30 protein-coding genes are annotated in these 24565 nt (G+C 71.4%); 11 read left to right on the top strand and 19 right to left on the bottom strand.

Annotation, left to right across the window (positions count from 1 at the left end; all coding sequences use genetic code 11):
- Nucleotides 1–49: 49 nt before the first annotated feature.
- Complete coding sequence (locus tag NYO99_RS02640) at nucleotides 50–991, bottom strand: PfkB family carbohydrate kinase (RefSeq protein WP_268165548.1); 942 nt, start codon at nucleotides 989–991, stop codon at nucleotides 50–52.
- 76 nt (nucleotides 992–1067) lie between these two features.
- Here NYO99_RS02640 and moaA point away from each other — a divergent pair, with 76 nt between their 5' ends.
- Genes moaA through NYO99_RS02625 form a run of 3 tightly spaced genes read left to right on the top strand, consistent with a single transcriptional unit; the run spans nucleotide 1068 to nucleotide 3241 of the window.
- On the top strand, nucleotides 1068–2171 hold the full coding sequence (gene moaA / locus NYO99_RS02635) for a GTP 3',8-cyclase MoaA (protein ID WP_268165547.1): 1104 nt from the start codon (nucleotides 1068–1070) through the stop codon (nucleotides 2169–2171).
- Nucleotides 2143–2727 carry a molybdenum cofactor guanylyltransferase MobA gene (gene mobA / locus NYO99_RS02630; RefSeq protein ID WP_422395465.1) on the top strand — a complete coding sequence of 195 codons (585 nt, stop codon included), beginning with the start codon at nucleotides 2143–2145 and terminating at the stop codon, nucleotides 2725–2727. Before moaA ends, mobA begins: the two co-directional genes overlap by 29 nt.
- Complete coding sequence (locus tag NYO99_RS02625) at nucleotides 2720–3241, top strand: GNAT family N-acetyltransferase (RefSeq protein WP_268165545.1); 522 nt, start codon at nucleotides 2720–2722, stop codon at nucleotides 3239–3241. The genes mobA and NYO99_RS02625 overlap by 8 nt, the downstream gene beginning before the upstream one ends.
- Before the next feature lie 2 nt (nucleotides 3242–3243).
- On the opposite strand, the gene NYO99_RS02620 is transcribed toward NYO99_RS02625, so the two are convergent.
- Nucleotides 3244–3861: a YceI family protein gene (locus tag NYO99_RS02620; RefSeq protein WP_268165544.1), complete on the bottom strand. Its 618-nt coding sequence runs from the start codon at nucleotides 3859–3861 to the stop codon at nucleotides 3244–3246.
- A gap of 102 nt (nucleotides 3862–3963) precedes the next feature.
- Between NYO99_RS02620 and NYO99_RS02615 the strand changes: the two genes are divergently transcribed.
- Together NYO99_RS02615 and NYO99_RS02610 are read left to right on the top strand one after the other, a co-directional pair.
- Entirely contained in the window at nucleotides 3964–4500 is a 537-nt protein-coding gene (locus NYO99_RS02615) for an Mpo1 family 2-hydroxy fatty acid dioxygenase (RefSeq protein ID WP_268165543.1), read from the top strand.
- Between the two features lie 121 nt (nucleotides 4501–4621).
- Nucleotides 4622–5386 carry a TerC family protein gene (locus NYO99_RS02610; protein ID WP_268165542.1) on the top strand — a complete coding sequence of 255 codons (765 nt, stop codon included), beginning with the start codon at nucleotides 4622–4624 and terminating at the stop codon, nucleotides 5384–5386.
- An 82-nt stretch (nucleotides 5387–5468) separates the two neighbouring features.
- Here NYO99_RS02610 and NYO99_RS02605 read toward each other — a convergent pair whose 3' ends face one another.
- The 4 genes from NYO99_RS02605 to ureE are packed head-to-tail and all read right to left on the bottom strand — an operon-like array spanning nucleotide 5469 to nucleotide 8355.
- On the bottom strand, nucleotides 5469–6389 hold the full coding sequence (locus NYO99_RS02605; RefSeq protein WP_268165541.1) for an urease accessory protein UreD: 921 nt from the start codon (nucleotides 6387–6389) through the stop codon (nucleotides 5469–5471).
- Nucleotides 6382–7029 (bottom strand): urease accessory protein UreG, encoded by a 648-nt coding sequence (ureG, locus tag NYO99_RS02600; protein ID WP_268165540.1) that lies wholly within the window; start codon nucleotides 7027–7029, stop codon nucleotides 6382–6384. The genes NYO99_RS02605 and ureG overlap by 8 nt, the downstream gene beginning before the upstream one ends.
- A complete protein-coding gene (locus NYO99_RS02595; protein ID WP_268165539.1) occupies nucleotides 7026–7709 on the bottom strand; it encodes an urease accessory protein UreF in 684 nt (227 codons plus the stop codon). Before NYO99_RS02595 ends, ureG begins: the two co-directional genes overlap by 4 nt.
- Nucleotides 7693–8355: an urease accessory protein UreE gene (gene ureE / locus NYO99_RS02590; RefSeq protein ID WP_268165538.1), complete on the bottom strand. Its 663-nt coding sequence runs from the start codon at nucleotides 8353–8355 to the stop codon at nucleotides 7693–7695. The genes NYO99_RS02595 and ureE overlap by 17 nt, the downstream gene beginning before the upstream one ends.
- Before the next feature lie 92 nt (nucleotides 8356–8447).
- Between ureE and NYO99_RS02585 the strand changes: the two genes are divergently transcribed.
- Nucleotides 8448–9257, top strand: a complete 810-nt coding sequence (locus NYO99_RS02585) for a crotonase/enoyl-CoA hydratase family protein (RefSeq protein WP_268165537.1) — start codon at nucleotides 8448–8450, stop codon at nucleotides 9255–9257.
- Here the strand turns inward: NYO99_RS02585 and chrA are convergent.
- The gene (gene chrA / locus NYO99_RS02580) at nucleotides 9254–10603 is read right to left on the bottom strand and encodes a chromate efflux transporter (RefSeq protein WP_268165536.1); all 1350 of its coding nucleotides are present in this window, start codon (nucleotides 10601–10603) and stop codon (nucleotides 9254–9256) included. The two genes, NYO99_RS02585 and chrA, sit on opposite strands and share 4 nt — an antisense overlap.
- 54 nt (nucleotides 10604–10657) lie before the next feature.
- Here chrA and NYO99_RS02575 point away from each other — a divergent pair, with 54 nt between their 5' ends.
- The 3 genes from NYO99_RS02575 to NYO99_RS02565 are packed head-to-tail and all read left to right on the top strand — an operon-like array spanning nucleotide 10658 to nucleotide 13946.
- Nucleotides 10658–12298, top strand: coding sequence for an ExeA family protein (locus tag NYO99_RS02575; RefSeq protein ID WP_268165535.1), 1641 nt, complete (start codon nucleotides 10658–10660; stop codon nucleotides 12296–12298).
- Nucleotides 12299–12318: 20 nt separating this feature from the next.
- Entirely contained in the window at nucleotides 12319–12990 is a 672-nt protein-coding gene (locus NYO99_RS02570) for a general secretion pathway protein GspB (protein WP_268165534.1), read from the top strand.
- Nucleotides 12991–13010: 20 nt separating this feature from the next.
- The gene (locus NYO99_RS02565; RefSeq protein ID WP_268165533.1) at nucleotides 13011–13946 is read left to right on the top strand and encodes a 2-hydroxyacid dehydrogenase; all 936 of its coding nucleotides are present in this window, start codon (nucleotides 13011–13013) and stop codon (nucleotides 13944–13946) included.
- 14 nt (nucleotides 13947–13960) lie between these two features.
- Here the strand turns inward: NYO99_RS02565 and NYO99_RS02560 are convergent, their stop codons facing one another.
- Nucleotides 13961–15175 carry a CaiB/BaiF CoA transferase family protein gene (locus NYO99_RS02560; protein ID WP_268165532.1) on the bottom strand — a complete coding sequence of 405 codons (1215 nt, stop codon included), beginning with the start codon at nucleotides 15173–15175 and terminating at the stop codon, nucleotides 13961–13963.
- 143 nt (nucleotides 15176–15318) lie between these two features.
- Here NYO99_RS02560 and NYO99_RS02555 point away from each other — a divergent pair, with 143 nt between their 5' ends.
- Nucleotides 15319–15888: a histidine phosphatase family protein gene (locus tag NYO99_RS02555; RefSeq protein ID WP_268165531.1), complete on the top strand. Its 570-nt coding sequence runs from the start codon at nucleotides 15319–15321 to the stop codon at nucleotides 15886–15888.
- An 80-nt stretch (nucleotides 15889–15968) separates the two neighbouring features.
- The gene (locus NYO99_RS02550; protein ID WP_268165530.1) at nucleotides 15969–16337 is read left to right on the top strand and encodes a VOC family protein; all 369 of its coding nucleotides are present in this window, start codon (nucleotides 15969–15971) and stop codon (nucleotides 16335–16337) included.
- 9 nt (nucleotides 16338–16346) lie between these two features.
- Here NYO99_RS02550 and NYO99_RS02545 read toward each other — a convergent pair whose 3' ends face one another.
- From NYO99_RS02545 to NYO99_RS02495, 11 genes are all read right to left on the bottom strand, one after another.
- A complete protein-coding gene (locus NYO99_RS02545; RefSeq protein WP_268165529.1) occupies nucleotides 16347–16958 on the bottom strand; it encodes an OmpA family protein in 612 nt (203 codons plus the stop codon).
- A 169-nt stretch (nucleotides 16959–17127) separates the two neighbouring features.
- Nucleotides 17128–17541, bottom strand: a complete 414-nt coding sequence (locus NYO99_RS02540) for a hypothetical protein (RefSeq protein WP_268165528.1) — start codon at nucleotides 17539–17541, stop codon at nucleotides 17128–17130.
- Between the two features lie 553 nt (nucleotides 17542–18094).
- Nucleotides 18095–19813 (bottom strand): urease subunit alpha, encoded by a 1719-nt coding sequence (gene ureC, locus NYO99_RS02535; RefSeq protein WP_268165527.1) that lies wholly within the window; start codon nucleotides 19811–19813, stop codon nucleotides 18095–18097.
- A complete protein-coding gene (locus NYO99_RS02530) occupies nucleotides 19810–20115 on the bottom strand; it encodes an urease subunit beta (protein ID WP_268165526.1) in 306 nt (101 codons plus the stop codon). The genes ureC and NYO99_RS02530 overlap by 4 nt, the downstream gene beginning before the upstream one ends.
- Entirely contained in the window at nucleotides 20115–20276 is a 162-nt protein-coding gene (locus NYO99_RS02525) for a hypothetical protein (protein ID WP_268165525.1), read from the bottom strand. Before NYO99_RS02525 ends, NYO99_RS02530 begins: the two co-directional genes overlap by 1 nt.
- A gap of 5 nt (nucleotides 20277–20281) precedes the next feature.
- The gene (ureA, locus tag NYO99_RS02520) at nucleotides 20282–20584 is read right to left on the bottom strand and encodes an urease subunit gamma (RefSeq protein WP_268165524.1); all 303 of its coding nucleotides are present in this window, start codon (nucleotides 20582–20584) and stop codon (nucleotides 20282–20284) included.
- 108 nt (nucleotides 20585–20692) lie between these two features.
- Nucleotides 20693–21268: a nitroreductase family protein gene (locus tag NYO99_RS02515; RefSeq protein ID WP_268165523.1), complete on the bottom strand. Its 576-nt coding sequence runs from the start codon at nucleotides 21266–21268 to the stop codon at nucleotides 20693–20695.
- A 2-nt stretch (nucleotides 21269–21270) separates the two neighbouring features.
- Nucleotides 21271–22032 (bottom strand): phosphonate ABC transporter, permease protein PhnE, encoded by a 762-nt coding sequence (phnE, locus tag NYO99_RS02510; protein WP_268165522.1) that lies wholly within the window; start codon nucleotides 22030–22032, stop codon nucleotides 21271–21273.
- The gene (phnE, locus tag NYO99_RS02505; RefSeq protein ID WP_268165521.1) at nucleotides 22029–22880 is read right to left on the bottom strand and encodes a phosphonate ABC transporter, permease protein PhnE; all 852 of its coding nucleotides are present in this window, start codon (nucleotides 22878–22880) and stop codon (nucleotides 22029–22031) included. Before phnE (NYO99_RS02505) ends, phnE (NYO99_RS02510) begins: the two co-directional genes overlap by 4 nt.
- Nucleotides 22877–23683: a phosphonate ABC transporter ATP-binding protein gene (locus tag NYO99_RS02500; RefSeq protein ID WP_268165520.1), complete on the bottom strand. Its 807-nt coding sequence runs from the start codon at nucleotides 23681–23683 to the stop codon at nucleotides 22877–22879. Before NYO99_RS02500 ends, phnE (NYO99_RS02505) begins: the two co-directional genes overlap by 4 nt.
- Complete coding sequence (locus NYO99_RS02495; protein WP_268165519.1) at nucleotides 23680–24549, bottom strand: putative selenate ABC transporter substrate-binding protein; 870 nt, start codon at nucleotides 24547–24549, stop codon at nucleotides 23680–23682. Before NYO99_RS02495 ends, NYO99_RS02500 begins: the two co-directional genes overlap by 4 nt.
- Nucleotides 24550–24565: the final 16 nt, after the last annotated feature.

The raw sequence follows: 24565 nt of genomic DNA, 5'->3' as shown, positions 1-24565 counted from the left end.
ATGCCCTGCCGCCAGATCAAGGCCCGGCCTGGAAAACCCTGAAGCCGACCTAGGCAGGCGCGAGCTCGACCGCGTCGGTGAACGCCGCCACCAGCCCCGGGCGCGGCGGCGCAAAACCGGGTGCCGTGCAGGCCGCCGCGCGCGCAGCCAGCACCCAGCGCAGGTGCTGCTCCACAGGAGCACTGGCGTCCCGCATCAGGCTGTCCAGCAGGCCGGCGGTGGCCACATCGTCCGCGCCGATCTCATCCACCGCCTCCACTGGCGGTGGCAGCGCGCTGCACTCCTGCACGCCATGGAACAGCGTCGAGCCCGCCGCACCGCCGCTGAGCAGCAGGCGCACACCGGGGTTCCACGCCACGATCTGGGCCAAGCCGGTGTGGTGGTCCGACGCCCGGAACAGGCCGCGCAGCGCGACGTCGGACACATGGATCACATCCGCCAACCGGCACATCTGCTCCAACGTGTCGTCGTAGCTGGAATCCATGAGGGGCGCGACAAAGCCCGGGGCATAGCTGATCAGGCGGCCCTCGCCCTTGAGCGCCTGTGCCAGCGCCAGCAGGCGGCCGGCCAGCGGCTGACGCACCAGCCCCAGGCCGCCGAAATGCGCCCAGCGCAGCGCACGCGTCCAGCCGGCGGGCAGGCCCTCGGGGCGAAAGTACAGGTCGGCGCTGTCCTGGCCCAACACGCTGCAAGCCGCCTGGCCCGGCTCGTGCGACACCAGCAGCAAGGGCGGCCGCGGCAGTTGCTGGAGGAAGCGCATGTCGAGGTGGGCGTCCTGACTGTTCTGCCAGATGTCGGCGCCGAAGGGGTCGCTGCTGACTGCGCCGGCAAAGGCGCTCAATTGGCCCAGGGTCGACATCGCCATCGCCACACGCCAAGGCGACCCGCCACAGGCGCTGCGCCAGCGGTCGGGGCCGGTGCGCAACAACTCGGTTGCCGCTTCGCCGAACGCGATGAACTGCGGCAGGTCGGGGTGCAGGATCTGAGCCATCGTCTTGCATTCGAACGTGCCCCCCGCTTGGCCGCAAGTGCCGGAAGGCTTACTCGCCACTGCCACAATTCACGTCATGCCCACACGTGTCATCCCCTTGCAGGACGCTCGGACACTGCCCCTGGCCCCGCCAGCAGCGGGGGTGGGCGCGCAGCCGCCGACCGATGTGCTGGGGCGGCCGCTGCGCGACCTGCGCATCTCGGTGACCGACCGCTGCAACTTTCGCTGCGGCTACTGCATGCCCAAGCAGGTGTTCGACAAACACCACCAATTCCTGCCGCATGCCGAGCTGCTGGGCTTTGAAGAGATCACCCGGCTGGCGCGCGCGTTCGCCAGCCTGGGCGTGGAGAAGCTGCGCCTGACCGGCGGCGAGCCGACGCTGCGGCGCGGGCTGGAATCGCTGATCGCCATGCTGGCGGCCGTGCGCACGCCCGACGGCCGGCCGCTGGACCTGACACTGACCACCAATGGCTCCACGCTCGTGAAAAAGGCCGCCGGCCTGCGCGCCGCCGGGCTGAACCGCCTGACCGTCAGCCTGGACGGGCTGGACGACGCGGTCTTTCAGCGCATGAACGATGTCGGCTTCCCCGTCGCGGACGTGCTGGCCGGCATCCGCGCCGCGCAGGCTGCAGGCCTGGGGCCGATCAAGGTCAACATGGTCGTGCAGCGCGGCGTCAACGAAAACCAGATCCTCCCGATGGCGCGCCACTTCCGGCACAGCGGCATCGTGCTGCGCTTCATCGAATACATGGACGTGGGCAGCAGCAACGGCTGGCGCATGGACCAGGTACTGCCCAGCCGTGAGGTTCAGCGCCGTATCGCCGCCGAATGGCCGCTGACGCCGCTGTCGGCCAGTGCGCCCGGCGAGACGGCCGAGCGCTGGGCCTACGCTGACGGCGGCGGCGAGGTGGGCTTCATCTCGAGCGTGACGCAGGCTTTCTGCGGCGACTGCAACCGTGCCCGGCTGTCCACCGAGGGGCGGCTCTACACCTGCCTGTTCGCCAGCCGCGGCCACGACCTGCGAGCGCTGCTGCGCGGCGCCGCGCCGCTCAGCGATGAGCAGCTGGCCGGGGCGATTGCCGGGGTCTGGACGCACCGCGACGACCGCTACTCGCAGCTGCGCGGCACCGCCGCTGCCACGGCCGAGCCGCGTGTCGAGATGCACTACATCGGTGGCTGAGCCGCTGCACGCGCTCGTGCTGGCAGGTGGCCGGGGCAGCCGCATGGGCGGCGTCGACAAGGGCCTGCAGTTGCTGCACGGCCGGCCGCTGGTGGCACACGTCATCGAGCGACTCGCCCCGCAGGCCGACCGGCTGCTCATCAGCGCCAACCGCCATGCCGATGTCTACGCCGCGCTCGGCCACCCCGTGCTGGCCGACCCGCCGGGCCTGGCCTTCGCCGGCCCGCTGGCCGGCATGCTGGCCGGGCTGCAGGCCCTGCCCGACGACGCCTGGCTGCTGACCGCGCCCTGTGATTGCCCAGGTCTGCCGACGAACCTCGCCGAGCGCCTGCATGCGGCCGCGCAAGCCCATGGACTGGCCTTCGCACAAGCCACGCGCGAGCACCCCACCCATGCCCTGCTGCATGCCCGCCTGCGCGAACCGCTGGCCGCCTATCTGCAAGGCGGCGGCCGGGCCGTGCTGCGCTGGATGCGCTCGCTGCCGCACGGCGTCGCGCGCTTCGATGACGAGGCCGCGTTCGCCAACTTCAACCACCTGGCCGACCTGCATGGCTGACATCCACATCCGCCCGCTGTCGGAGCCCGACCTGCTGGGCTACAAGGCGCTGCGCGACGCCATGCTGACCTGCCACCCCGAGGCCTTTACATCAGACGCCGACACCGAGCGCCTGCGCGACATCGCCAGCTACCGCAGCCGCCTCGCGGGCAACGGGCCCACGCTCTTCACACTGGTGGCGCTGGACGCGGGCCGCGTCGTCGGCGCGCTGACCTGCGAGCGCGAGCCACGCCGCAAGGTGCAGCACATCGCGCATCTGGTGGGCATGATGGTGGCCGACACCCACCGCGGCCGCGGCATCGGCCGCGCGCTGCTGCAGGCCGCGCTGGAGCGGCTGCGCACCGTGCCCGCGCTGGCCCAGGTGACACTCAGCGTGACGGCCGGCAACCGTGCGGCGACCGGGCTGTACGAAAGCGCCGGCTTCAGCCGCTACGGCAGCCTGCCCGATGCGATACGCCTGCCTGACGGCCGCCGGCTCGACAAGGACCTGATGCTGCTGCGGCTTCAGGACTGAATTCAGGGCTGAAGCAGCTCGAACTGCACCACCAGCGCGTCCTGCACGGCCAGCAGCCCACCCAGCACCGCGAAGGGCTGGACGTCGAAGTCGCTCTGGCGAACAACCACCTCGCCCCGCGCCCGCCGCCCGTCCACCGCCACAACGAACCACTGCCGCCGCGACACGCCGTGCAGCGTGATCTCGGCCTCCACAGCGCGCCGCGGGCCCTCGCCCACCTGCTGCAGCGTGCGCACCACGACCTCCGGATGCGCCGCCGCATCCAGCGCCTTCAGCAGGTTGGCGCGTGTGCCCGCGCGAGCCTCGTCGTCTACCGGGCTCGCGAAGGCAGCACCGAGCCGGGCCCGCAGCTCCGGTGGGTCAACGGCCAGCGCCGCCAGCCGGAAGCGCAGCACCGGGCCGGCCGCCGGCCAGTCCACGCGCAGGTCTGCCGCGCGCAGCACGTGGTTGTGGCCCATGCGCGCCGCCGCGCCGGCACGGAACACCAGCACCCGCAGTTCGTTGTCGGCCGCCGCAGGGGCGGTGTCGGGATGGGGGCCGGTGGCTGGCAGGCGCGGCGGGCTGCTGCAGCCGGCCAGGGTGGCCAGCATGACAAGCAGCTGTCGGCGGGTTGTCGTCACGGTGCTCAAGTGGGGAATCTGCAGGCTTTTTGGGGACTGTCGCGCGCCGTTCGCGCGGCGGGCTGGACTAGCATAGTCACCCTCTCTTCACGGGAGCCTGCCATGGCCAGCCTGTTCCGCCCCGCGCTCGACCTGATGGCGCAATACGCCGCCTATCACCGCGACCGCCGCAATATCACCACCCACTTCATCGGCATTCCGCTGATCGTCTTCGCGATCAGCGCGCTGCTGTCGCGCATCGAGTTCAACATCGGCAGCGCCCCCATGAACGCTGCCATCCTGCTGTGGGCGCTGTCCACGCTGTGGTATCTCACGCGCGGCAACCTCGCACTGGGCGGCGCCACCGCCGTCGTCAACGGCCTGCTGACGGCACTGGCCATGCCCTTCGCCCAGGCGTCGATGACGATGTGGCTGGCGGTTGGTGTCGGCAGCTTCGTGGTGGGCTGGGTGTTCCAGTTCGTTGGCCATTACTACGAGGGCCGCAAGCCGGCCTTCGTGGACGACCTGGTCGGCCTGCTGGTCGGCCCGATGTTCGTTGTCGGCGAGGCCCTGTTCATGCTGGGCTGGGGCCGCGCACTGCTGGCCGAAATCGAAAAACGCGTTGGGCCCACGCACCTGCGCGACCTGGCGCACCCGTGATGCGCCGCGCCGCCCTGGCGCAAAAGCACAACTAAAACCGAAGCTTCGTTCAACGACAGGCTGGCCGACGCCTTGCGACAATGCTGGGTTTTTTTACGGCCGCTGAACCCCTGCACCTACCATGCTTGAACTGCTCTCCGACCCGCAGACCTGGATCGCCCTCGCCACGCTGACCGCGCTGGAGCTGGTGCTGGGCATCGACAACATCATCTTCATCAGCATCCTGGTGGACAAGCTGCCCAAGGCGCAGCAGGAAACCGCGCGCCGCCTGGGCCTGTTCATGGCGATGTTCATGCGCATCGGCCTGCTGATGACGCTGGCCTGGATCGTGGGCATGGTGGAGCCGCTCTTCCACCTGTTCGGCTACGGCTTCTCGGGGCGTGACCTCATCCTGATCGGCGGCGGCCTGTTCCTGATCTGGAAGAGCACGGTCGAGATCCACGGCTCGCTGGAAGGTGAGGACGAGGCCCATCAGGTCAGCACGGGCAAGGCCGCCAAAGCCGCCTTCAGTGCTGCCATCGTGCAGATCATGCTGATCGACCTGGTGTTCTCGCTGGACTCCATCATCACCGCCGTCGGCATGGTCAGCGACGTGCGCATCATGGTGGCCGCGGTGGTCGCCTCGGTGGGCCTGATGATGCTGTTCGCCAGCCCCATCGGCCGCTTCGTGTCCAACCACCCCACCATCAAGATGCTGGCACTGTCCTTCCTCGTGGTCGTCGGCGTCGTGCTGGTGGCCGAGGGCTTCGGTCACCATGTGCCCAAGGGCTACATCTACTTCGCGATGGCCTTCTCGCTGGGCGTGGAGATGATCAACATCAAGATGCGCAAGAACGCCGACACCAAGGTGCATCTGCGCCAGCAGATCCCCGGCGGCGACGACTGACGCGCCACAGCGGCCGGCCAGCGCGCCGGCCTCTGAGCCTCACGACAAGCCCACGTCCGCGTGGGCTTTTTTTGTGGGCTGCTCAGGTCGCCCAGATGCGCGGCGCGTGGCCGGGCAGCCCCCACAGCCGCTGGCGCCACAGCGCGCGCACGCTGCGCAGCGCGGCCGTGACCGCCTCCACCTCGTCCCCCACCACGCGCATCAGCAACACGCTGCCGCCCGGGCTGCGCAGTTGTGTGACGCCGCTCAACGGCACCTCGGTCAGCAGCGCGCGGCTGTCGGCCAGCAAGGACTCGCCGTCCGCCAAGGCCACCGTCTGCGCATAGACCAGCGTGCCCAGCACACGGTGGCCACGCAGGCCGCAGGGGCCGTTCAACAGCGCCGCATCAGCCGCATCCAGCCAGCCACGGTCCAGCCACAGCCCGGTCACCTCCAGGTGCTGCAGCAGCCGCCCACGGTCAAACGGTTGGCCGGCACCCGCCAGGCCCAGGCCCAGCACCTCGGTGGCGAACAGGCTGGCGCCCGGGGCGAGCGTCAGCTTCACTTCGTTGCGGGCGAAGCAGTCGGGATAGGCCAGCGTCTCTTGCGGCAACCATTCCAGCCGCGCACCCTCGCCCACCGTCGCGCGCACGACCTGCACCGCCTCGCCAAGCGATCGAGACGGCTGGAGCTGGGCGACGCCCAGCCCTTCCCCCGAGGGGAGCCCGCCCGCTTGGGGAGGCGCGGCGCCGGTGGTGCAGCGGTAAAACCGTGTGGCGGCCGGTGTCGTGACCAGCAGGTGCGCGCCGGGCTGCACGTCCAGTTCGATGTCCAGCAGGTCGCCGCCCACCAGGCCGCCGGGTGGGTGCACCAACACCGCATGGGCGACACCGGGGCCTTCGGGGTAGAGCGTCTTCAGCAGGCGCAGCGGGCCGTGGTGCCGCGCATGCACGCGCGTGGCGCCGCTGCCATCGCGCGCCGCGCTCAGCGCGAGCCGCGCCGGCCAGCGAACAGCGTCAGGCAACGAGCAGGCCCTTCTTCTCGATGAAGCTCACCACCTCGGCCAGCCCCTCGCGGGTTTTGAGGTTGGTCATGACCCAGGGCTTCACGGGCCGCATGCGGGCGGTGTCGCTGCGCATGATGTCCAAGTCAGCGCCCACGTGCGGGGCCAGGTCGGTCTTGTTGATGACGAACAGGTCGCTCTTCGTGATGCCGGGGCCGCCCTTGCGCGGGATCTTCTCGCCGGCGGCCACGTCGATGACGTAGATGGTCAGGTCGCTCAGCTCGGGGCTGAAGGTGGCGGCCAGGTTGTCACCGCCGCTCTCGACAAAGACGATGTCCGCGTCGGGAAACTTCTCCAGCATGCGGTCCACGGCCTCCAGGTTGATGGAGCAGTCCTCACGGATGGCGGTGTGCGGGCAGCCGCCCGTTTCCACGCCCATGATGCGCTCGGGCGCCAGTGCGCCGGCCACGGTCAGCAGACGCTGGTCTTCCTTCGTGTAGATGTCGTTGGTGACGACAACGAGGTCCCATTTCTCGCGCATCGTCTTGCACAGCATCTCGACGAGGGTGGTCTTGCCCGACCCCACCGGGCCGCCGACGCCGACGCGCAGCGGCGGGAGTTTTTTGGTGCGGTGGGGAATGGCGTGCAGCGGTGCGGTCATGATCTGAAAAGACGTGAGTACTGGTGTTCGTGGCGGGCGCCGAGCACGCCGAGCAAGGGCGCAAACGCGACGGGCTCCGGCGCAGCCAATGCCGTGGACACGGCGCCCGGAATGGCTTGCACGAGGCGTGCCAGCAGGCGCTGGCCAGACGTCTGGCCCAGCGGCACGCAACGCACGGCGGCCTGCATCAGGTTCTCGGCCCAGCCGAAGGCGATGGCCTGCAGCGCCGGCGCCAGCGCCGCGCCGCGCGACGCGGCCGCCGCGCCCATGACGACGGGCCAGGTGGGTGCGGGCTTGAGCGCCTGCAGCAGCGGCAGCACCGGCGCGTCGGGCACCAGCCCCTGCATCCACACCAGCAGGCTGCGGCCCATCTGCTGGGCCTGCTGCAGACTCTCGCTGGTCTCGCGGGTCTGCAGCACCCAGGCGTTGAGCCCGGCCAGCGTCGCGCCATCGAGCGCCAGCGCGGCGGCATGGGCGGCAGCAGCCACCGGCAGCTCGGCACGCGCCTGCACGAGCTCCAGCTGGTTCAGCAGCCAGTCACCGGCGCTGGCCTCGTCGTGCACGATGCCGGCATCGACCGCCGCTTCCAGCCCCTCGGAGTAGCTGAAACCGCCCACCGGCAGCGCCGGCGAGGCCAGCCACAGCAGGTGCAGCAGCGCGGCGTCAGTGGTCGTGGTCATGTCCGTGATTGCATCCGGGGCCGTGGACATGGCCGTGGTCATGCCCTTGGTCGTGGGCCTTCACGGGGATGGCCAGCGGCTTGCGCACCGGCGCGGGCGCGGCAGCATGCCGGTGGTCATGGTTGCAGCCTGGGCCGTGCTCATGCGCGTGCTCATGATGCTCGTGGCCATGGTGATGGCCATGCCCGGCACCCTCGCCGTAGGCACCGCCCTCGGGCTCGAAGGCCGCCTGCGCCTCGGTGACGATGAGATGCTGGCGGCGCAGCATGTCGGCCAGCACAGGGTCGGGCTCGAACTGCAGCAGCTCCGGCTGCAGCTCCAGCGGCACATGGCGGTTGCCCAGGTGGTAGGCGGCGCGCAGCAGGTCGAACGGCTGGCCGTGCTCGCTGCAAAAACGCACCTGCAGCACGGGCTGCGCCGCGGCGATGACGCGCAGCATGGAGCCGTCCTCGGCGACCAGCACATCGCCGCCGCGCAGCGTGGTGCCGCGTGGCAGCACGACGCCGATCTCGCGGCCAGTGGAGTCGGTGGCCGAGAAGCGGCTCTTGCTGCGCGTGTCCCAGTCCAGCTCCAGCGTGGCAGCGCGCTTGACTAGCACGGAGGCGAGGCCGGCGCCGCCGGCAATGCGTTTGGTGGCGTGAATCATGGGCGCAAGTATCGGCGCTGGCTCGATGGCGACAGTGGCCCCAGGGCGTGGCGGGGCATCATGTGGACTTCGTCGAGCACCCCCGCCCGCCCATGCATCTCGAAACCCTCATCGTCTCCATCCAAGACCACATCGCCACCGTCCGCCTGAACCGCCCGGACAAGGCCAACGCGATGAACGCCACGATGTGGCAGGACTTCCGCCGCGCCTTCGACTGGATCGACGCGCAGCCCGAGGCGCGCGTGGCGGTGCTGGAGGGCGAAGGAAAACACTTCACCGCCGGCATCGACCTGGCCATGATGATGGGCATCGCCCCGCAGATCCAGGACCCCTGCGACGGCCGCATGCGCGAAGCGCTGCGCCGCCTCATCCTGGACATGCAGGACACCCTGACCAGCCTGGAGCGCTGCCGCAAGCCCGTGCTCGCGGCCATCCACGGCGCCTGCGTGGGCGGCGGCATCGACCTCATCTGCGCCGCCGACATGCGCTACTGCAGCGCCGACGCCTACTTCTCCATCAAGGAAATCGACATCGGCATGGTCGCCGACGTGGGCACGCTGCAGCGCCTGCCCAAGCTCATCGGCAGCCAGGGCCTGGTGCGCGAACTGGCCTACACGGGCCGGCGCGTGGAGGCCGCCGAGGCGCGCGAGATCGGCCTTGTGAACCGCGTGTTCGACAGCCGCGAGGCACTGCAGACCGGCGTGCGCGAGATCGCGGCCACGATTGCGGCCAAGTCGCCGCTGTCCATCCGCGGCAGCAAGGAGCAGCTCAACTACGCACGCGACCACTCGGTGGCCGACGGCCTCAACCACATCGCCACCTGGAACGCCGCGATGCTGATGAGCGAAGACCTGCAGAAGGCCATGATGGCCGGCAAGGGCACGCCCAGCTTCCGGGACTAGAACAAGCCCAGCACCAGCCCGGCCAGGCCGCTGCCCAGCACCACCGGGATCACACCGGCCTGAAAACGGAACAGCGCCAGCGCGGCGCCCAGGCCGATGGCGGCGGCGCCCCAGTCGACGCCACCCGCCCACCCGCGCGGCCACAGCACATGGGCCGCGAAGAACAGCGCGAGGTTCAGCATCACGCCTACTACGGCGGCCGTGATGCCGGTCAGCGGCGCCGTGAACTGCAGCCGGCCGTGCGTGGACTCGATGAAGGGCCCGCCCAGCAGGATGAACACGAAGGACGGCAGGAAGGTGAAGAAGCTCACCACCACCGCCGCCGCCGCACCGGCCAGGAACAGCGAGTCCGGCCCGAACCAGGCCTGCCCCCAGCCACCGACGAAGCCCACGAAGGCCACCACCATGATCAGCGGCCCGGGCGTCGTCTCGCCCAGCGCCAGCCCGTCCATCATTTGCGCCGCCGTCAGCCACTGGTAGTGCTCGACCGCGCCCTGGTGCACATAGGGCAGCACGGCGTAGGCGCCGCCGAAGGTCAGCAGCGCTGCCTTCGTGAAGAACCAGCCCATCTGCGCCGCCGCGCCCTGCCAGCCCTGCCACGCCACCAGGGCGCCCAGCACCGCCGCCCACAGCCCCAGGCCGACCGCCAGCACAGCCCGGCAGCGCGCCGCGCTGAAGCGCGCATGGGCCGGCGTGGGCGTGTCGTCATCGATGACGGCCGGCGCATGGCCGGCGGCCGTCTCGTCGCCGTGCGCCGTGCCCATGCGGAACTGGCCGGGCCGCCAGCGCCCGCCCACCCAGCCCGCCACACCGGCCAGCAACACGATGACCGGGAACGGCATCCCCAGCGCAAAGATCGCGAGGAATGCCGCCGCCGCGATCGCCCACAGCCAGCCATGGCGCAACACCCGGCCGCCCACCCGCCAGGCCGCATGCAGCACCAGCGCCGTCACCGCCGGCTTGATGCCCGCGAACACCGCCGCCACCGGTGGCAGGTCCCCCCAGGCCATGTAGCCCCAGGACAGCCCGATCAGCAGCAGCAGCGACGGCAGCACAAACAAGCCGCCCGCCACCAGCCCGCCCCAGGTGCGGTGCATCAGCCAGCCGATGTAGGTGGCCAGTTGCTGCGCCTCCGGGCCGGGCAGCACCATGCAGTAGTTCAGCGCATGCAGGAAGCGCCGCTCCGACAGCCAGCGCCGCCGCTCCACCAGCTCGGTGTGCATGATCGCGATCTGCCCGGCCGGCCCGCCGAAGCTGACACAGCCCAGCCACAGCCAGAAGCGCAGCGCCTCGGCGCGCGAGGGCGGCCGCGGGGCCGTGGCATCGGGGGCGGGGTCGGTGCGCATCAGGGCCGGCAGCATAGCCGTCGCACCCGGGCGGGGTGGTTATCCTGCCGCCCCATGTACGCGCCCTTCTTCGGCCTCAGGCACGCGCCGTTTTCCATCGCACCGGACCCGCATTACCTCTACATGAGCGAGCGCCACCGCGACGCGCTCGCCCACCTGCTGTACGGGCTGGACGGCGGCGGCGGCTTCGTGCTGCTGACCGGCGAGATCGGCGCCGGCAAGACCACCGTGTGCCGCTGCTTCCTGGGCCAGATCCCGGCGCACTGCAACGTCGCCTACATCTTCAACCCCAAGCTCACGGTGACGGAGCTGCTGCGCGCCGTTTGCGACGAGTTCCATGTGCCGGTGCCGGCCGGGGCGCAGACGGTGAAGGACTTCGTCGACCCGCTCAACACCTTCCTGCTGGCCCAGCACGCCGCTGGGCGCAACAACGTCCTCATCATCGACGAGGCGCAGAACCTCTCGGCCGACGTGCTGGAACAGCTGCGCCTGCTGACCAACCTCGAGACCGCCGAGCGCAAGCTGCTGCAGGTGGTGCTGATCGGCCAGCCCGAGCTGCGCGAGCTGCTGGCGCGGCCCGAGCTGGAGCAACTGGCGCAGCGCGTCATCGCGCGCTTTCACCTCGGCGCGCTGTCCGAGGCCGAAACGGCGCACTATGTGCGCCACCGCCTGACCGTCGCCGGCCTCACCGGCGCCCTGCCCTTCGACGCCCGCGCGCTGCGCCTCATTCATCAGCTCACGCGCGGCGTGCCCCGGCGCATCAACCTGCTGTGCGACCGCGCGCTGCTGGGCGGCTATGCCAGCGGGCGGGCCCAGGTCACGCCCGACATCGTGCGCCGCGCGGCGGCCGAGGTGTTCGACGGCCCGACGACGCCCCGCCGCCTGACGGCCCGCATCGCACTGGGCAGCGGCCTGCTCGCGGCGGCTGCCGTGGCCGCAGGGCTGGCCTGGCAGCAACAGGCGGCGCCCCTCGGGCCAGCGCCCGCAAGTGCAAGCTCGGCCGCGTCGACACCTGCGCCGGCGGCTTCCACCGCTGCGGCCGCATCACTGGCGCTGCCCGCCAGCCAGGCCGCCTCGCCACCCGCGCCCGAACTGCTGCGCCTGGCCGACTGGCCCCCCAGCGACGACCACGACGCCTGGCAGGCGCTGGCCAGCCGCTGGGGCCTGCCACTGCCCGCCGGGGCCGATGCCTGCGACACCGCCGCGCAGCGCGGCCTGCAGTGCTACCGCAGCAGCAGTGGCAGCCTGTCGCTAATCCGCCTCATCGACCGCCCTGTGCTGCTGACGCTGCGCCGCCCCGGCCAGCCGCCGGCCCTGGCCGCGCTGGTGGCCCTGGATGAGCAGCACGCCACGCTGCTGCTGGACGGCACGCCGCGCCGCCTGCCACTGGCCGAACTCGCCACCGCCTGGCGCGGGGAGTTCAACACCTTCTGGCGCCCGCCCCCAGGCTACGCCCAGCGCGCCGAACAACCCCGCGTGCTGCGCGACTGGCTGGCCGCGCAGCTGGCCGGCCTGTCGCCTGCCATGCCGGCGGCCAGCGCACCGCCGCCCGGCTGGGCCGCGCTCAGCCGCCAGGTGCAGGCCTTCCAGGCCGGCCGCGGCCTGCAGCCCGATGGCCGCATCGGCCCGGTCACGCTGATGCTGCTCAACCGCGCCAGCGGCGTGCCCGAGCCGCGCCTGGACGCCGCCCGCTGAGCGCACACAGAGGCTTTCCCATGTCCTACATCCTCGACGCCCTGCGCCGTGCCGAAGCCGACCGCGAACGCGAGCGCGGCCAGTTGCCGGGCCTGCACACGCCGGGGCCGGCCGCCGCCGACCTCGCCCCCACCACCCCACGCCCACGCAGCTGGCCCTGGGCTGCGGCGGGACTGCTGCTCGCCGGGCTGGCGGCCGGTGCCTGGTGGCGCGGCAGCGCCCCGCCCGCCCCCGCGCCCGCAGCGCCGCCGGTGACAGCCGCCACTGCGCCCGCCCAACCGGAGGCAAGACCCGTCCCCACGCAGGTGGCCACGCCGCCCGCGGCAACACCCAGTGCGCCGGTTGCCAACTACCTGCCGCCAACGCCTGCGCCTGCGCCTGCGCCTGCGCCTGCGCCCGCGCCCGCGCCCCTCATGGCGCCTGCCCTTGCCCCTGCGCCTCCGCCGGTGACCGCAGCGCCCGCCCCGCTGCCTCGCGCCGCCGAGCTGCCCGAGGCCCTGCGCCGCGAGATACCCCGGCTGGCCATCAGCGGGTCGGTGTACTCGGACGACCCGGCCAGCCGCTTCGTCATCATCAACGGCGAGGTGCAGCGCGAGGGCGCGCGGCTGGCGCCCGACCTCGTGCTGGAGCAGATCGGCCCGCGCGAGCTGGTGCTGCGCTTCAAGTCCCAGCGCTACCGCCAGCCGGTCTGACGCCACACACCATCTCCGCCATGCTGCCCTTCATCGCCCCACCCGACGACCCACGGCAGGCTGACTGGATCGCCGCGCTGCAGGCCGCCATGCCGCATGAAACCGTCGTGCCGCTGGCCGCGCTGGACGATGCGGCGCGCCTGGCCTGCGAGGTGGCCGTGGTGGCCAACCCGCGGCCCGAGGACCTGCGCCGCCTGCCCCGGCTGCGCTGGGTCCACAGCGTGTGGGCCGGCGTGGAGCGGCTGCTGGCCGACCTCGGCGACCTGGACCTGCCCATCGTCCGCCTGCAGGACCCGCAGCTGGCCGACACCATGGCCGAAGCCGTGCTGGCCTGGACGCTCTACCTGCACCGCGACATGCCGCGCTATGCGCAACTGCAGCGCGAGCGACGCTGGCAGCCGCTGGACGCAGTGCGCGCGCAGGAGCGCTGCGTGGGCCTGCTGGGCCTGGGCGCGCTGGGCAGCGCGGCGGCGGCGCGCCTGGTGGCGGCCGGCTTCCAGGTGCAGGGCTGGAGCCGCACGCCACGCGCCGTGCCCGGTGTGCATGGGTGGTCCGGCGACGAAGGGCTGGCGCAGGTGCTGGCCACGTCGGACCTGCTGGTGTGCCTGCTGCCGCTGACGCCGCAGACCCGCGGGCTGCTGGGCGACGCTGCCTTTCAGCAGCTCAAGCCGGGCGCCGGCCTGATCAACTTCGCGCGCGGCGCCATCGTGGACGACGCTGCGCTGCGGCGCGCGCTGGACAGCGGCCGCCTGAGCCATGCGGTGCTGGACGTGTTCGACGCCGAGCCGCTGCCCGCCGACCGCTGGCACTGGACGCACCCCGGCGTGACCGTGCTGCCGCACATCTCCGCGCCCACCCACCGGCAGACGGCCGCGCGCATCGTGGCCGACAACATCGCGGCCTACCGGCAGCACGGACGCATCCCGCCTGCGGTAGACCGCGAACGCGGCTACTGAGCCGGCGCCGCCCGTCAGCGCACGATGCCCCGCTCGCGCAGCTGCGCGATCTGCTCGGCCGTCAGGCCCAGCTCGGCCAGCACGGCGTCGGAGTCCTGACCCAAGGCCGGCGCATTGCGGCGGTGGCCGCCCGGCGTGGCGGACAGCTTGGGGCAGATGCCGGGCACGTCGAGGGCCCGGCCATCCGCCAGCGCCACCTGTTGCAGCATGCCGCGCGCGCGGTAATGCGGGTCGGCCGCGATGTCGGCCACGGTGTAGATGCGCCCGGCCGGCACGTCGGCGCCGGCCAGCGCCTGCAGCACGGCGTCCACCGGCTGCTGCGCAGCCCAGTGCCCGATGGCCGCGTCGATCTCGGCCACACGGGCCACGCGGCCGGCGTTGCTGGCCAGGGCCGGGTCTTGCCCGAGGTCGTCGCGCTGGATGAGCGACATCAGCCGGCGGAAGATGCTGTCGCCGTTGCCGGCGATCAGCGCGTAGCCCCCATCGGCACAGCGGTAGGCGTTGCTCGGCGCAATGCCGGGCATCGCGCTGCCGGCCGGCTCGCGCACCACGCCGAAGGCGCTGTACTCCGGCAGCAGGCTCTCCATGCAGTTGAAGACGGCCTCGTACAGCGCCACGTCGATGACCTGGCCCTGGCCGGTGGCATGGCGGTGCTGCAGGGCCAGCAGGATGCCGATCACGCCGTGCAGCGCGGCAATCGTGTCGCCAATGCTGACGCCCGTGCGCACCGGCACGCGGCCGGGCTCGGCCGTCAGGTGGCGCAGCCCGGCCATGGCCTCGGCGACGGCGGCAAAGCCGGGCCGGTCTCGGTAGGGGCCAGTCTGCCCATAGCCGCTGACGCGCAGCACGATGAGCCGCGGGTTGGCCGCGCGCAGTTGCTCGGGGTCCAGGCCCCAGGCCTCCATCGCGCCAGGACGGAAGTTCTCGATCAGCACGTCGGCCTCAGCCGCCAGCCGACGCACCACGTCCTGCCCCTCGGGCGTGCGCAGATCCAGCGCCAGCGAGCGCTTGTTGCGCGACTGCACCTGCCACCACACCGAGGTGCCGTCCAGCATCAGGCGCCACTGGCGCAGCGGATCACCACGATTCGGCGGCTCGATCTTGATGACCTCGGCGCCGAAGTCGGCCAGCGTCTTGGCCGCGAACGGCCCGGCGATCAGCTGGCCCAGCTCGACGACCTTGAGGCCGGCCAGCGCCGCAGGGGTGGAAGGAATGGCTGCGTCCGTCATGCCCGCCAGTGTGCGGCGCGCGCAGGTGTACTCCTTCCGGAACTGGCGCGTGCAGGCTTGGCCGCTGGCGAAGCCGGCGCTGGCTTGGGGGCATGGCGCGCCGGCCGCGCAGCCCCGGGCGCAGGCTCGCAGAATGCGCAGCCATGCAACGCCTGCTGATCGCCCTGCTGGCCCTCCCGGCCCTGCTGACCTGGCCGGTCCCTGCGCTGGCGCTGCCACCGCTCCGTGATGGCGACGTGGTGCTCTACCGCCACGCGCTCGCGCCCGGCGGTGGCGACCCACCGGGTTTCCGTGTGGAGGACTGCAGCACCCAGCGCAACCTCAGCGACGAGGGCCGCGCCCAGGCCCGCCTGATTGGCGCGGCGCTGCGCCAGCGGCTGGGCACGGTGGCCGTCACGGCCGTGTGGGCCTCGCCCTGGTGCCGGACGCTGGACACCGCACGGCTGGCCTTTCCCGGCGCCGCGGTGCAGCCGCAAGAAGCCTTCGCTTCGTTCTTCCAGGCCCCTGAACGTGAGGCGGCGGCGCTGGCCCAGGCTCGCCAGCAGCTGGCGGCGTGGCGCGGCCCCGGCGTGCTGGTCGTCGTGACGCACCAGGTCAACATCACCGGCCTGACGGGCGTCTTCCCCGCCTCGGGTGAAGGCGTGGCGCTGCGCTGGAGCAGCAGCGGCTCCCAGGTTCTGGGCCGCCTGCCCGCACCCGACACCGGCCGCTGAACCGCCGCCCCCTACTCTGCAGCCCACGCCAGCGCGGCAACCGGTGCTAGCCTGCGGGCCCACCGCTCGGGGAGACATGCATGACGCACGCGCTGAACTGGTTCGAGATTCCCGTCACCGACTTCGCCCGCGCCAAGGGCTTCTACGAACAGGTGCTCGGCATCACCATCACGACCCTGCCGATGGGCCCGGTGACGATGGGCATGCTGTCCACCGACCCGCAGGCGGTGGGTGGTGCGCTGGTGCACGGCGACGGCAGCACGCCGTCGGCCACCGGCACGCTGGTCTACCTGAACGGGGGCGACGACCTCGCCCCGCTGCTGGCCCGCGTCGAAGCGGCCGGCGGCCGCGTGCTCGTGCCCAAGACCGAGATCGGCAACGACTTCGGCTTCTTCGCGCACTTCCTCGACACCGAGGGCAACAAGCTCGGCCTGCATTCGATGGGCTGAGGGTGCCGCTCAGCGCATCACGATCAACTGCACACGCCGGTTGATGCTGCGGCCCTCGCGGCTGCTGTTGTCGGCCAGCGGCGCGGACTCACCGTAGCTGATCGTCGCCATGCGCGCCAGCGGCAGGCCGGCGCGGGCCAGGTGCAGGCGCACGGCCTCGGCGCGCTGCAGGCCCAGTTGCTGGTTGCCGGCATCGCTGCCGGTCGCGTCGGTGTGACCCTGGATCTCGACGAACACCGGCTGGTTGTCGGCCTTGAGCTTGGCCACCAACTGGTCGAGCTCCCGGCCGGCGGCGTCGGTGAGCTGGGCGCGGCCCGAGCTGAACTTGATCTTGTCATCGGTCAGCACGGTGCTCATCAGCAGCGTGGGCGGCTTGGGCAGGTTGGCCAAGGCCTGGGCGCGGGCAGCCGCATCCTTCTCCAGCGCCTGGATGCGGGCCTCGCTGCCCTGCACCCGCCCGCCCAGCGCCTTGAGGCCCTCGTCCTGCGCCTGCACGCGCGCGCCCAGGCCGTCGACGCTGGTCTGCACCGGCGCCACGCTCTGCTTGACGAAATCCTGGGTGGCGCAGGCGCTCAGCATCAGGGCGCTGCCGGCGGCGATCAGGGAGGAGAGTCTCGACATGGGTCATGCTCGTGGAGTTGGAACGCGCCCACTCTAGGCAGACCCACAGGCCTAAACGTACCGAGCTGTGAGCAATGCGCTCCCCATTAACCGGGGTCAACAAAGCCTTACGGATGTGAGCTTGGGCGAACAGAGCGCCGCATGCCCGCCATCCTGCAGACGCACAGCCTCAGGGCAGTGCAGGCGTGCAGCTGGGCGGGTTGTCCAACCTGCGCTCGATGGCGTCAGTCAAGGCTTTTGCAAGACGGTAGCTGGCAGCGGCCGCGACCGATTTCAGCAGTGCGGCATCTGCCTCGCCCTGCCCTGGCCGCGGCGTCGTCATCGCGTCCGCGAACACCTGCTGCGCGGCCGCCATCCCGGCCATGGACTGCCGCAGCGCCTGCACCGCAGCGTGGCATGCTTCCGGCGTCTTCGTCGCCAGGCCTTGCCACACCTGCTCTTGCGCTGCGTCATACACGCCGCGCTGAGCATCGTGACAGCGCATGAACGCCCTGTCGGCCCCATGCGTTGGATTGCGGTTGTAAGCCGCGGCACACCGCTTGAACGCAGCCTGCGCGCGCGCCTCCACGGGGTCAGGGGTCAACGGCACCTCCGCCGCATGAGCCCAACCCCAGGCCTGGAGCGCGAACACGGCGACGATGCCCCACCTCGCCTGCCGCCGCCCCCTAGCCACACTGGCTGTCGCCCCCTGGGCGAGTTGCCAAAGCACCGGCACACGCGAGCGAAAGGCGAGGCCAGGCAGCAGCCCGCGTTGTCGACGCTGAGGTGCAGGGACGCGCGGACGCGCCTCATGTGCGTTCAGCAGGGGCATGCTCACCTTCGATGTCATCCGTTGAAGACGGCATTGTTGCCCCAATCGGTCTGCAGGCGTGCCTCGGGACAGGCGCAACGAACCGCACGCTTCATGCGCCCACATCCGCACCGGCACCTCGACCGCCTATCCACGAGGCGTCGACGACGCCCTCAAGCACTCGAACCGACGACCGCTGACAGGCAGCCCGCAGGCCGCCTGCGGGACCCAGCCATGCCTGCATTGGGCATGGTCGCGCACAACGCGTGCACGGTCTTGCCCTTCACCTCAGCCAGCCGGCGGTGCCGCCCCGAATAGGCGACGCGCCGCGCGTACCCACCGAGGGTCAGAACAGGAAGTACCGCTGCGCCATCGGCAACTCATTCGCCGGCTCGCAGGTCAGCAGCACGCCGTCCGCCCGCACCTCGTAGGTCTGGGCGTCGATCTCCATCGTCGGCAGGTAGTTGTTCAGCACCATGTCGGACTTCTTGACCGAGCGGCAGCCATGCACCGGCACGAGGGTCTTGGACAACCCCAGCTTCCCAGCGTGCGCCTGACCCGACTGGCTGACGAAGGTCAGCGAGCCTTGCGCCAGCGCGCCGCCGAACGCGCCGAACATCGGCCGGTAGTGCACCGGCTGTGGCGTGGGGATGCTGGCATTCGGGTCGCCCATCGCGGCGGCGGCGATGAAGCCGCCTTTCAGGATCAGCGCGGGCTTCACGCCGAAGAAGGCAGGCTTCCACAGCACGAGGTCGGCCCACTTGCCGACTTCGATGGAGCCGACTTCGTGGCTGATGCCGTGGGCCAGCGCGGGGTTGATGGCGAGCTTGGCCAGGTAGCGCTTCACGCGCGCGTTGTCGTTGCCGGCACCGTCACCCGGCAGTGAGCCGCGCTGCACCTTCATCTTGTGCGCGGTCTGCCAGCAGCGCAGCGACACCTCGCCCACGCGGCCCATGGCCTGCGAGTCGGACGAGAACATGCTGATGGCGCCGAGGTCGTGCAGGATGTCTTCGGCCGCGATCGTCTCGCGGCGGATGCGGCTCTCGGCGAAGGCCAGGTCCTCGGCGATGCCCGCGTCCAGGTGGTGGCACACCATCAGCATGTCGAGGTGCTCGTCCAGCGTGTTGACGGTGAACGGCCGCGTCGGGTTGGTGGAGCTGGGCAGCACTTCGGGCAAGCCCACCACCTTCATGATGTCCGGCGCATGGCCGCCGCCCGCGCCCTCGGTGTGGAAACTGTGGATGGTCCGGCCCTTGAAGGCGGCGATGGTGTCTTCCACGAAGCCGCTCTCGTTGAGCGTGTCGGTGTGGATGGCGACCTGCGTGTCGGTCAACTCGGCCACGCTCAGGCAGTTGTCGATGGCCGCGGGCGTGGTGCCCCAGTCCTCGTGCAACTTCAGGCCGATGGCACCGGCGTCGATCTGCTGCATCAGCGCCGCGGGCCGGCTGGCGTTGCCCTTGCCGAGGAAGCCCAGGTTCATCGGGAAGGCGTCGGCCGCCTTCAGCATGGTGCCAATGTGGTGCGGCCCGGGCGTGCAGGTGGTGGCCAGCGTGCCGGTGGCGGGGCCGGTGCCGCCGCCGATCATGGTGGTCACGCCGCTCATCAAGGCCTCTTCGATCTGCTGCGGGCAGATGAAGTGGATGTGGGTGTCGATGGCGCCGGGCGTCACGATGAAGCCCTCGCCCGCGATGATCTCGGTGCCCGGGCCGATGACGATGTCCACCCCGGGCTGCACATCCGGGTTGCCGGCCTTGCCGATGGCCGCGATGCGGCAGCCGCGCAGGCCGATGTCGGCCTTGACGATGCCCCAGTGGTCCAGGATGACGGCGTTGGTGATGACGGTGTCGACCGCGTCACCGGCGTCGGGGCCGTTCGGGCGCTGGGACTGGCCCATGCCGTCGCGCACGGTCTTGCCACCGCCGAACTTCACCTCTTCACCGTAGCCGCCCGCGCGCAGCGTCAGGTCTTGCTCGATCTCGATGATGAGGGCGGTGTCGGCCAGGCGCAGCTTGTCGCCGACGGTGGGGCCGAGCATCTCGGCATAGGCACGACGGCTGATTTTCATAGCTTGCCTTGGACGAGGCCGCGGAAGCCGTAGACCATGCGGTCACCGGCCAGATCAACGAGCTCGACGGTGCGCGTCTGCCCGGGCTCGAAGCGCACGGCCGTGCCGCTGCAGATGTTGAGGCGCATGCCGCGCGCGGCGTCGCGGTCGAAGGACAGCGCCGCGTTGGTTTCGGCGAAGTGGTAGTGCGAGCCCACCTGGATGGGCCGCGTGCCGACGTTGGCGACCTTGACGGTCAGCGTGCGGCGGCCAGGGTTGAGCTCATGCTCGCCCTCGGCGGTGATCAGTTCGCCGGGAATCATCACTTGCGACCCTTGGTGAACCACCAGATCGCCACGCCGGCCGCGGCCACCAGGGCCAGCGTTCCCAGGCCGTCCCAGCCATGCAGGTGCGGACCTTGCGGGCCATGGCCCTCATGGGCGAGCGCGGGGGCGGTGAGCAGAAGCAGGGTAAGAGCGCGCATGGGCATCAGGGGATCGGTTGGTGAACGGTGACGAGCTTGGTGCCGTCCGGAAAGGTGGCCTCGACCTGGATCTCGGGGATCATTTCGGCGATGCCGTCCATGACGTCGTCGCGGGTCAGCACGGTGCGGCCGTCGCTCATCAGCTCGGCCACGGTCTTGCCGTCACGGGCGCCTTCGAGGATCGCGGCGCTGATCAACGCCACGGCCTCGGGGTAGTTGAGCTTCAGGCCGCGGGCCTTGCGGCGCTCGGCCAGCAAGGCGGCGGTGAAGAGGAGAAGCTTGTCCTTCTCACGGGGTGTCAGTTCCATCTCGCTTTGCTCGATTCAATTCAGTTAGCACGTGCGGCCGCACAGGCCGGCCGAACCCAGGGGGGGGTGAGTGCCGTCTCTCGGGGCCCGTGTGTCGGCGTGTCTTGCCTAGGTGTTGCAAGGCGGGTGCCAGTCGATCAGCACCTGCCCGGCCTCGGGTTTGCGGGCCGGGCCGGCCGGCTGGCGGGCCGGTGTACCCAGCGCAATCCAGCCCACCAGCGTCTCGCCGGGCGCGCAGAAGGCGGCCGCAATGGCGGGCTGGCGCACCTTGGCGCCGCTGAGCATCTTGCCGGCAAAGCCCAGCGCATGGGCCGCAGACAGGAAGTTCGCAATCGCGCCGCCGACCGCCGCCCATTGCTCGTGCGCCGGCACCTGCGGGTGGCCCAGGTCGATGCGGGCGACGACAGCCACCGTCAGCGGCGGGCGCAGCGCCCGCTCGGCATCGAGCGCGGCACCGGCCTCATCCTTGCCGGCGGCGCGGGCCGCGTGCGCAAACAGGTCGGCCATGCCCTGCTTTGCGGCGCCGCGCACCAGCTTGAAGCGATAGGGCACCAGTTCGGCGTGATCGGGCGCGCGCAGCGCCGCCTGCGCCATCAGCGCCAGCTGGGCATCGCTCGGCCCGGGCTCGACGAGGTGCTTGGGGCCGACCGAGTAGCGGGTCAGCAGCGCGTCAAGAGGAGTCATGGTCATCGGGTCAGGTGTTGCCTCAAGCGCCAGGACAGCGCATCCGCCAGCGCCACCAGGGCCATCATGGCCAGCAGCACCGTGCAGGTCTCGCGCATCTGGAACAGGCCCAGGTGATAGCTCAGCATCTGCCCCAGGCCGCCGGCACCGACGACGCCCAGCACGCTGGCCGCGCGGATGTTGTTCTCCCAGCGGTACAGCGTGTAGCTGGCCAGCTGCGGCAGCGTCTGCGGCAGCGTGGCGAACAGCCACACGCGCAGCCCGCCCACGCCGCGCTGGCGCAGCGACAGGGCCACGTCTGCCGGCGCGTTCTCGAAGCTCTCGGCAAACAGCCGCCCCAGCACGCCGCTGGTGTGCAACGCCAGCGCCAGCGTGCCCGGCAGCGGGCCCAGACCGGCCAGGGTGAGCAGCAGCACGGCCCACACCAGCTCGGGCACGCTGCGCAGCATGTTCAGCACCAGCCGGGCAGCGCCGCGCATGAGGCCGGAGCCGGCGGCCGGCAGCGCCAGCAGCAGCCCGCCCACGACGGCCAGCGCCGTGCCCACGGCCGACATGGCCAGCGTCTCCAGCAGCGCCCAGCCCGTCTTGGCGAGGAAGGCTGGCGCCGCCTCGGGCGGCAAGAACCCCAGCGCGAAGCGGCCCATGCTGGCCATCGCATCGGCGCCGAGGAAGGCGGCCCACTGCAGGTCCAGCGACCAGAAACTGGCGACGACCAGCGCCATCAGCGCCAGCAGCACGCCGACGGTGGACCAGCGCGGCGTCATGCGAGACGCCCCCGCAGCCAGCGGCTGAAGGCATCGCTGGCCGTGACCAGCGCGATGAACACCAGCAGGATGGCGCTGACCTCCGCGCCCGCGAACATCTTGGACGCGCTGTCCAGCAACTGCCCCAGGCCGCCCGCGCCGACGAAGCCCAGCACCACGGACGAGCGCACCGCACACTCCCAGCGGTAGACGGTGTAGCTCAGCAGCTCCGGCGCGCAGCTGGGCAGCGCGCCGAACAGCAGCGCCTGCAGCCGGCCGGCGCCGCCGCGCAGCAGCGCCTGCGTGGGCGCGGGGTCGGCGCTTTCCAGGATCTCGGCGTAGACCTTGCCCAGCATGCCGCCGTAGGCGATGGCAATCGCCAGCACGCCGGCCGTGGGCCCCAGGCCGACGACGCGCACAAACACCAGCGCCCACACCAGCTCCGGGATGGAGCGCAGCACCACCAGCAGCGCCCGCGCCGCGCGCCGCCCCCAGCGCGCCAGGCCGGGCCGGCCCTCCAGCGCACTGGGCGACAGCCGCGCGGTTGCCAGCAGCGACATGGGCACGGCGATCACCAGCGCCAGCGACAGCCCGGCGGTGGCGATGGCCACCGTGCGCCAGGTCTCGCGCGCCAGCAGCGCCAGGAACTCGGCATCCGCGCGCGGCGGGAAGAACTCCGCCAGGAAGCGCCCGGTGGCGCGCAGGCTGCGCTCGTCCAGCAGCATCCAGGGCTTGAACTCGGCCAGCACCAGCAGCGGCCAGGCAAGCACCAGGGCGCACAACCAGGCCAGCATGCGCGGCCGCAGCGCCGGGTCACGCGGCGCCGCCGTGGCCGGAGCGGCCATGCCGATCGGGGTCGAGCTGCTCATCGGCACATGGCCTGCGGCAGCGGCACCGGCTGCGGCAGCGGCGCGAGTTCGGGCGGCGCCTCGTCCTGCGCGCGGTAGAGCTCCTGCAGCAGCTCGCCGCCAATGGCAGCCGGCGGGCCGTCATAGACAATGCGGCCGGCGCGCAGCGCGATCACGCGCGGGAAGCGGGCCAGCGCCAGGTCTACCTGGTGCAGGCTGCACACCAGCGCGGCCCCGCGCTCGGCCGCCTGGGCACGCAGCACGTCCAACACCAGCGCCGCACGGGTCGGGTCCAGCGCGGCCAGCGGCTCGTCGGCCAGCCACAGGCTGGCTTCAGCCACCAGCAGTCGCGCCAGGCCCACGCGCTGGCGCTCGCCACCGGAGAGCCGGTCCACGCGCAGCCACAGCTTGTCGGCAACGCCCAGCTGCGCCAGCGCGGCCTGGGCCAGCGCCGCGTCGGGCGGGCTCCACAGCGTGCGCAGGCTGCGCCACAGCGACATGCGCGGCAGCCGCGCGGCGAGCACCGCCACGGCCACGCGCTGGCGAGGCGGCAGAGGCGGCTGCTGCGGCGCCAGCGCCATGCCGGCCCGCAGGCGCTGGCGCTCGCGGCGCGGCAGCGTCCAGGGGTCGCGGCCCGCCAGCGTGTAGCGGCCGGCCAGCGGGCCGTGCATCAGCGCCAGCAGGTGCAGCAGCGTGGTCTTGCCGGCGCCCGACGCGCCGATGACGGCGATCTGCTCGCCCGCCGCCACGGCGAGGTCGATGCCGCGCAGCACCGGCACCGCACCGCCCTGCGCGGCGGCGTCGACACCGTCGAGGCGGATCACTTCAGCAGTCCGGCGTTCTCGGCGGCGGCCTTGATGCCGTTGTAGTTCTCGGGCTTGCTGGGGATGAACTTGGTCGCGCGCTGCAGGCCAAGGATCTCCTTGCCCTGCGGCGTGGCCGGGTCCAGCGCGAGGAAGGCGGCGCGGATCTTGTCCTGCAGCGCCTGCGGCATGTCGGCGTGCACGGACCAGTTGTAGTCGTAGTAGGGGGGCGTCGTGTAGAAGACCTTGACCTGGGATGGGTCCACCTTCTTCTCGGCGACGAACTTCTCCCACACCGAGATGTTCAGCGCACCGGCATCCACCTTGCCACTGGCCACGGCGGCGATGGTGGCGTCATGCGCACCGCTGAAAGCCACGCGCTTGAGGTCGGTGTCGGGGTTGAGCTTGGCGGCCAGCAGGAAGCTGCGCGGCATCAGGTGGCCCGAGGTGGAGCTCTGCGAGCCGAAGGACAGCGTCCTGCCCTTGAGGTCGTCCAGCTTGGCGATGCCGCTGGCCTTGTCGGTGATAAACACGGAGCGGAACTTCTCGTCCTCCTCGCGCTGCACGAGCGGGTTGACCTTGCCACCCGAGCGCACGTGCGCCTGCACAAAGGTGAAGCCGCCGAACCAGGCCAGGTCGACCTTGCGGTTCACCAGTGTCTCGACGGCGGCCGCGTAGTCGGTGACCGGCGTCCACTCGACCTTCATGCCCAGCTTGCTTTCCAGGTACTGGCCCAGCGGCGCGAACTTGCGCGCGAGCTCGGTGGGGGACTCGTCGGGGATGGCGGTGACGCGCAGCACCTGCTGCGCCTGGGCGGCGGCACCCACCAGGGCCAGGGACATCACCACACCGCGCGCCAGACTGGCGACGACTCGAGTCAGATTCATTGCAGATCTCCAGGGA

Origin of the sequence: Roseateles hydrophilus (genome assembly GCF_026712245.1) — a bacterium.
Taxonomy (GTDB): domain Bacteria; phylum Pseudomonadota; class Gammaproteobacteria; order Burkholderiales; family Burkholderiaceae_C; genus Pelomonas; species Pelomonas hydrophilus.
Note: the sequence above shows the minus strand (reverse complement) of the source record. Positions and strands in the feature narration are given on the sequence as shown.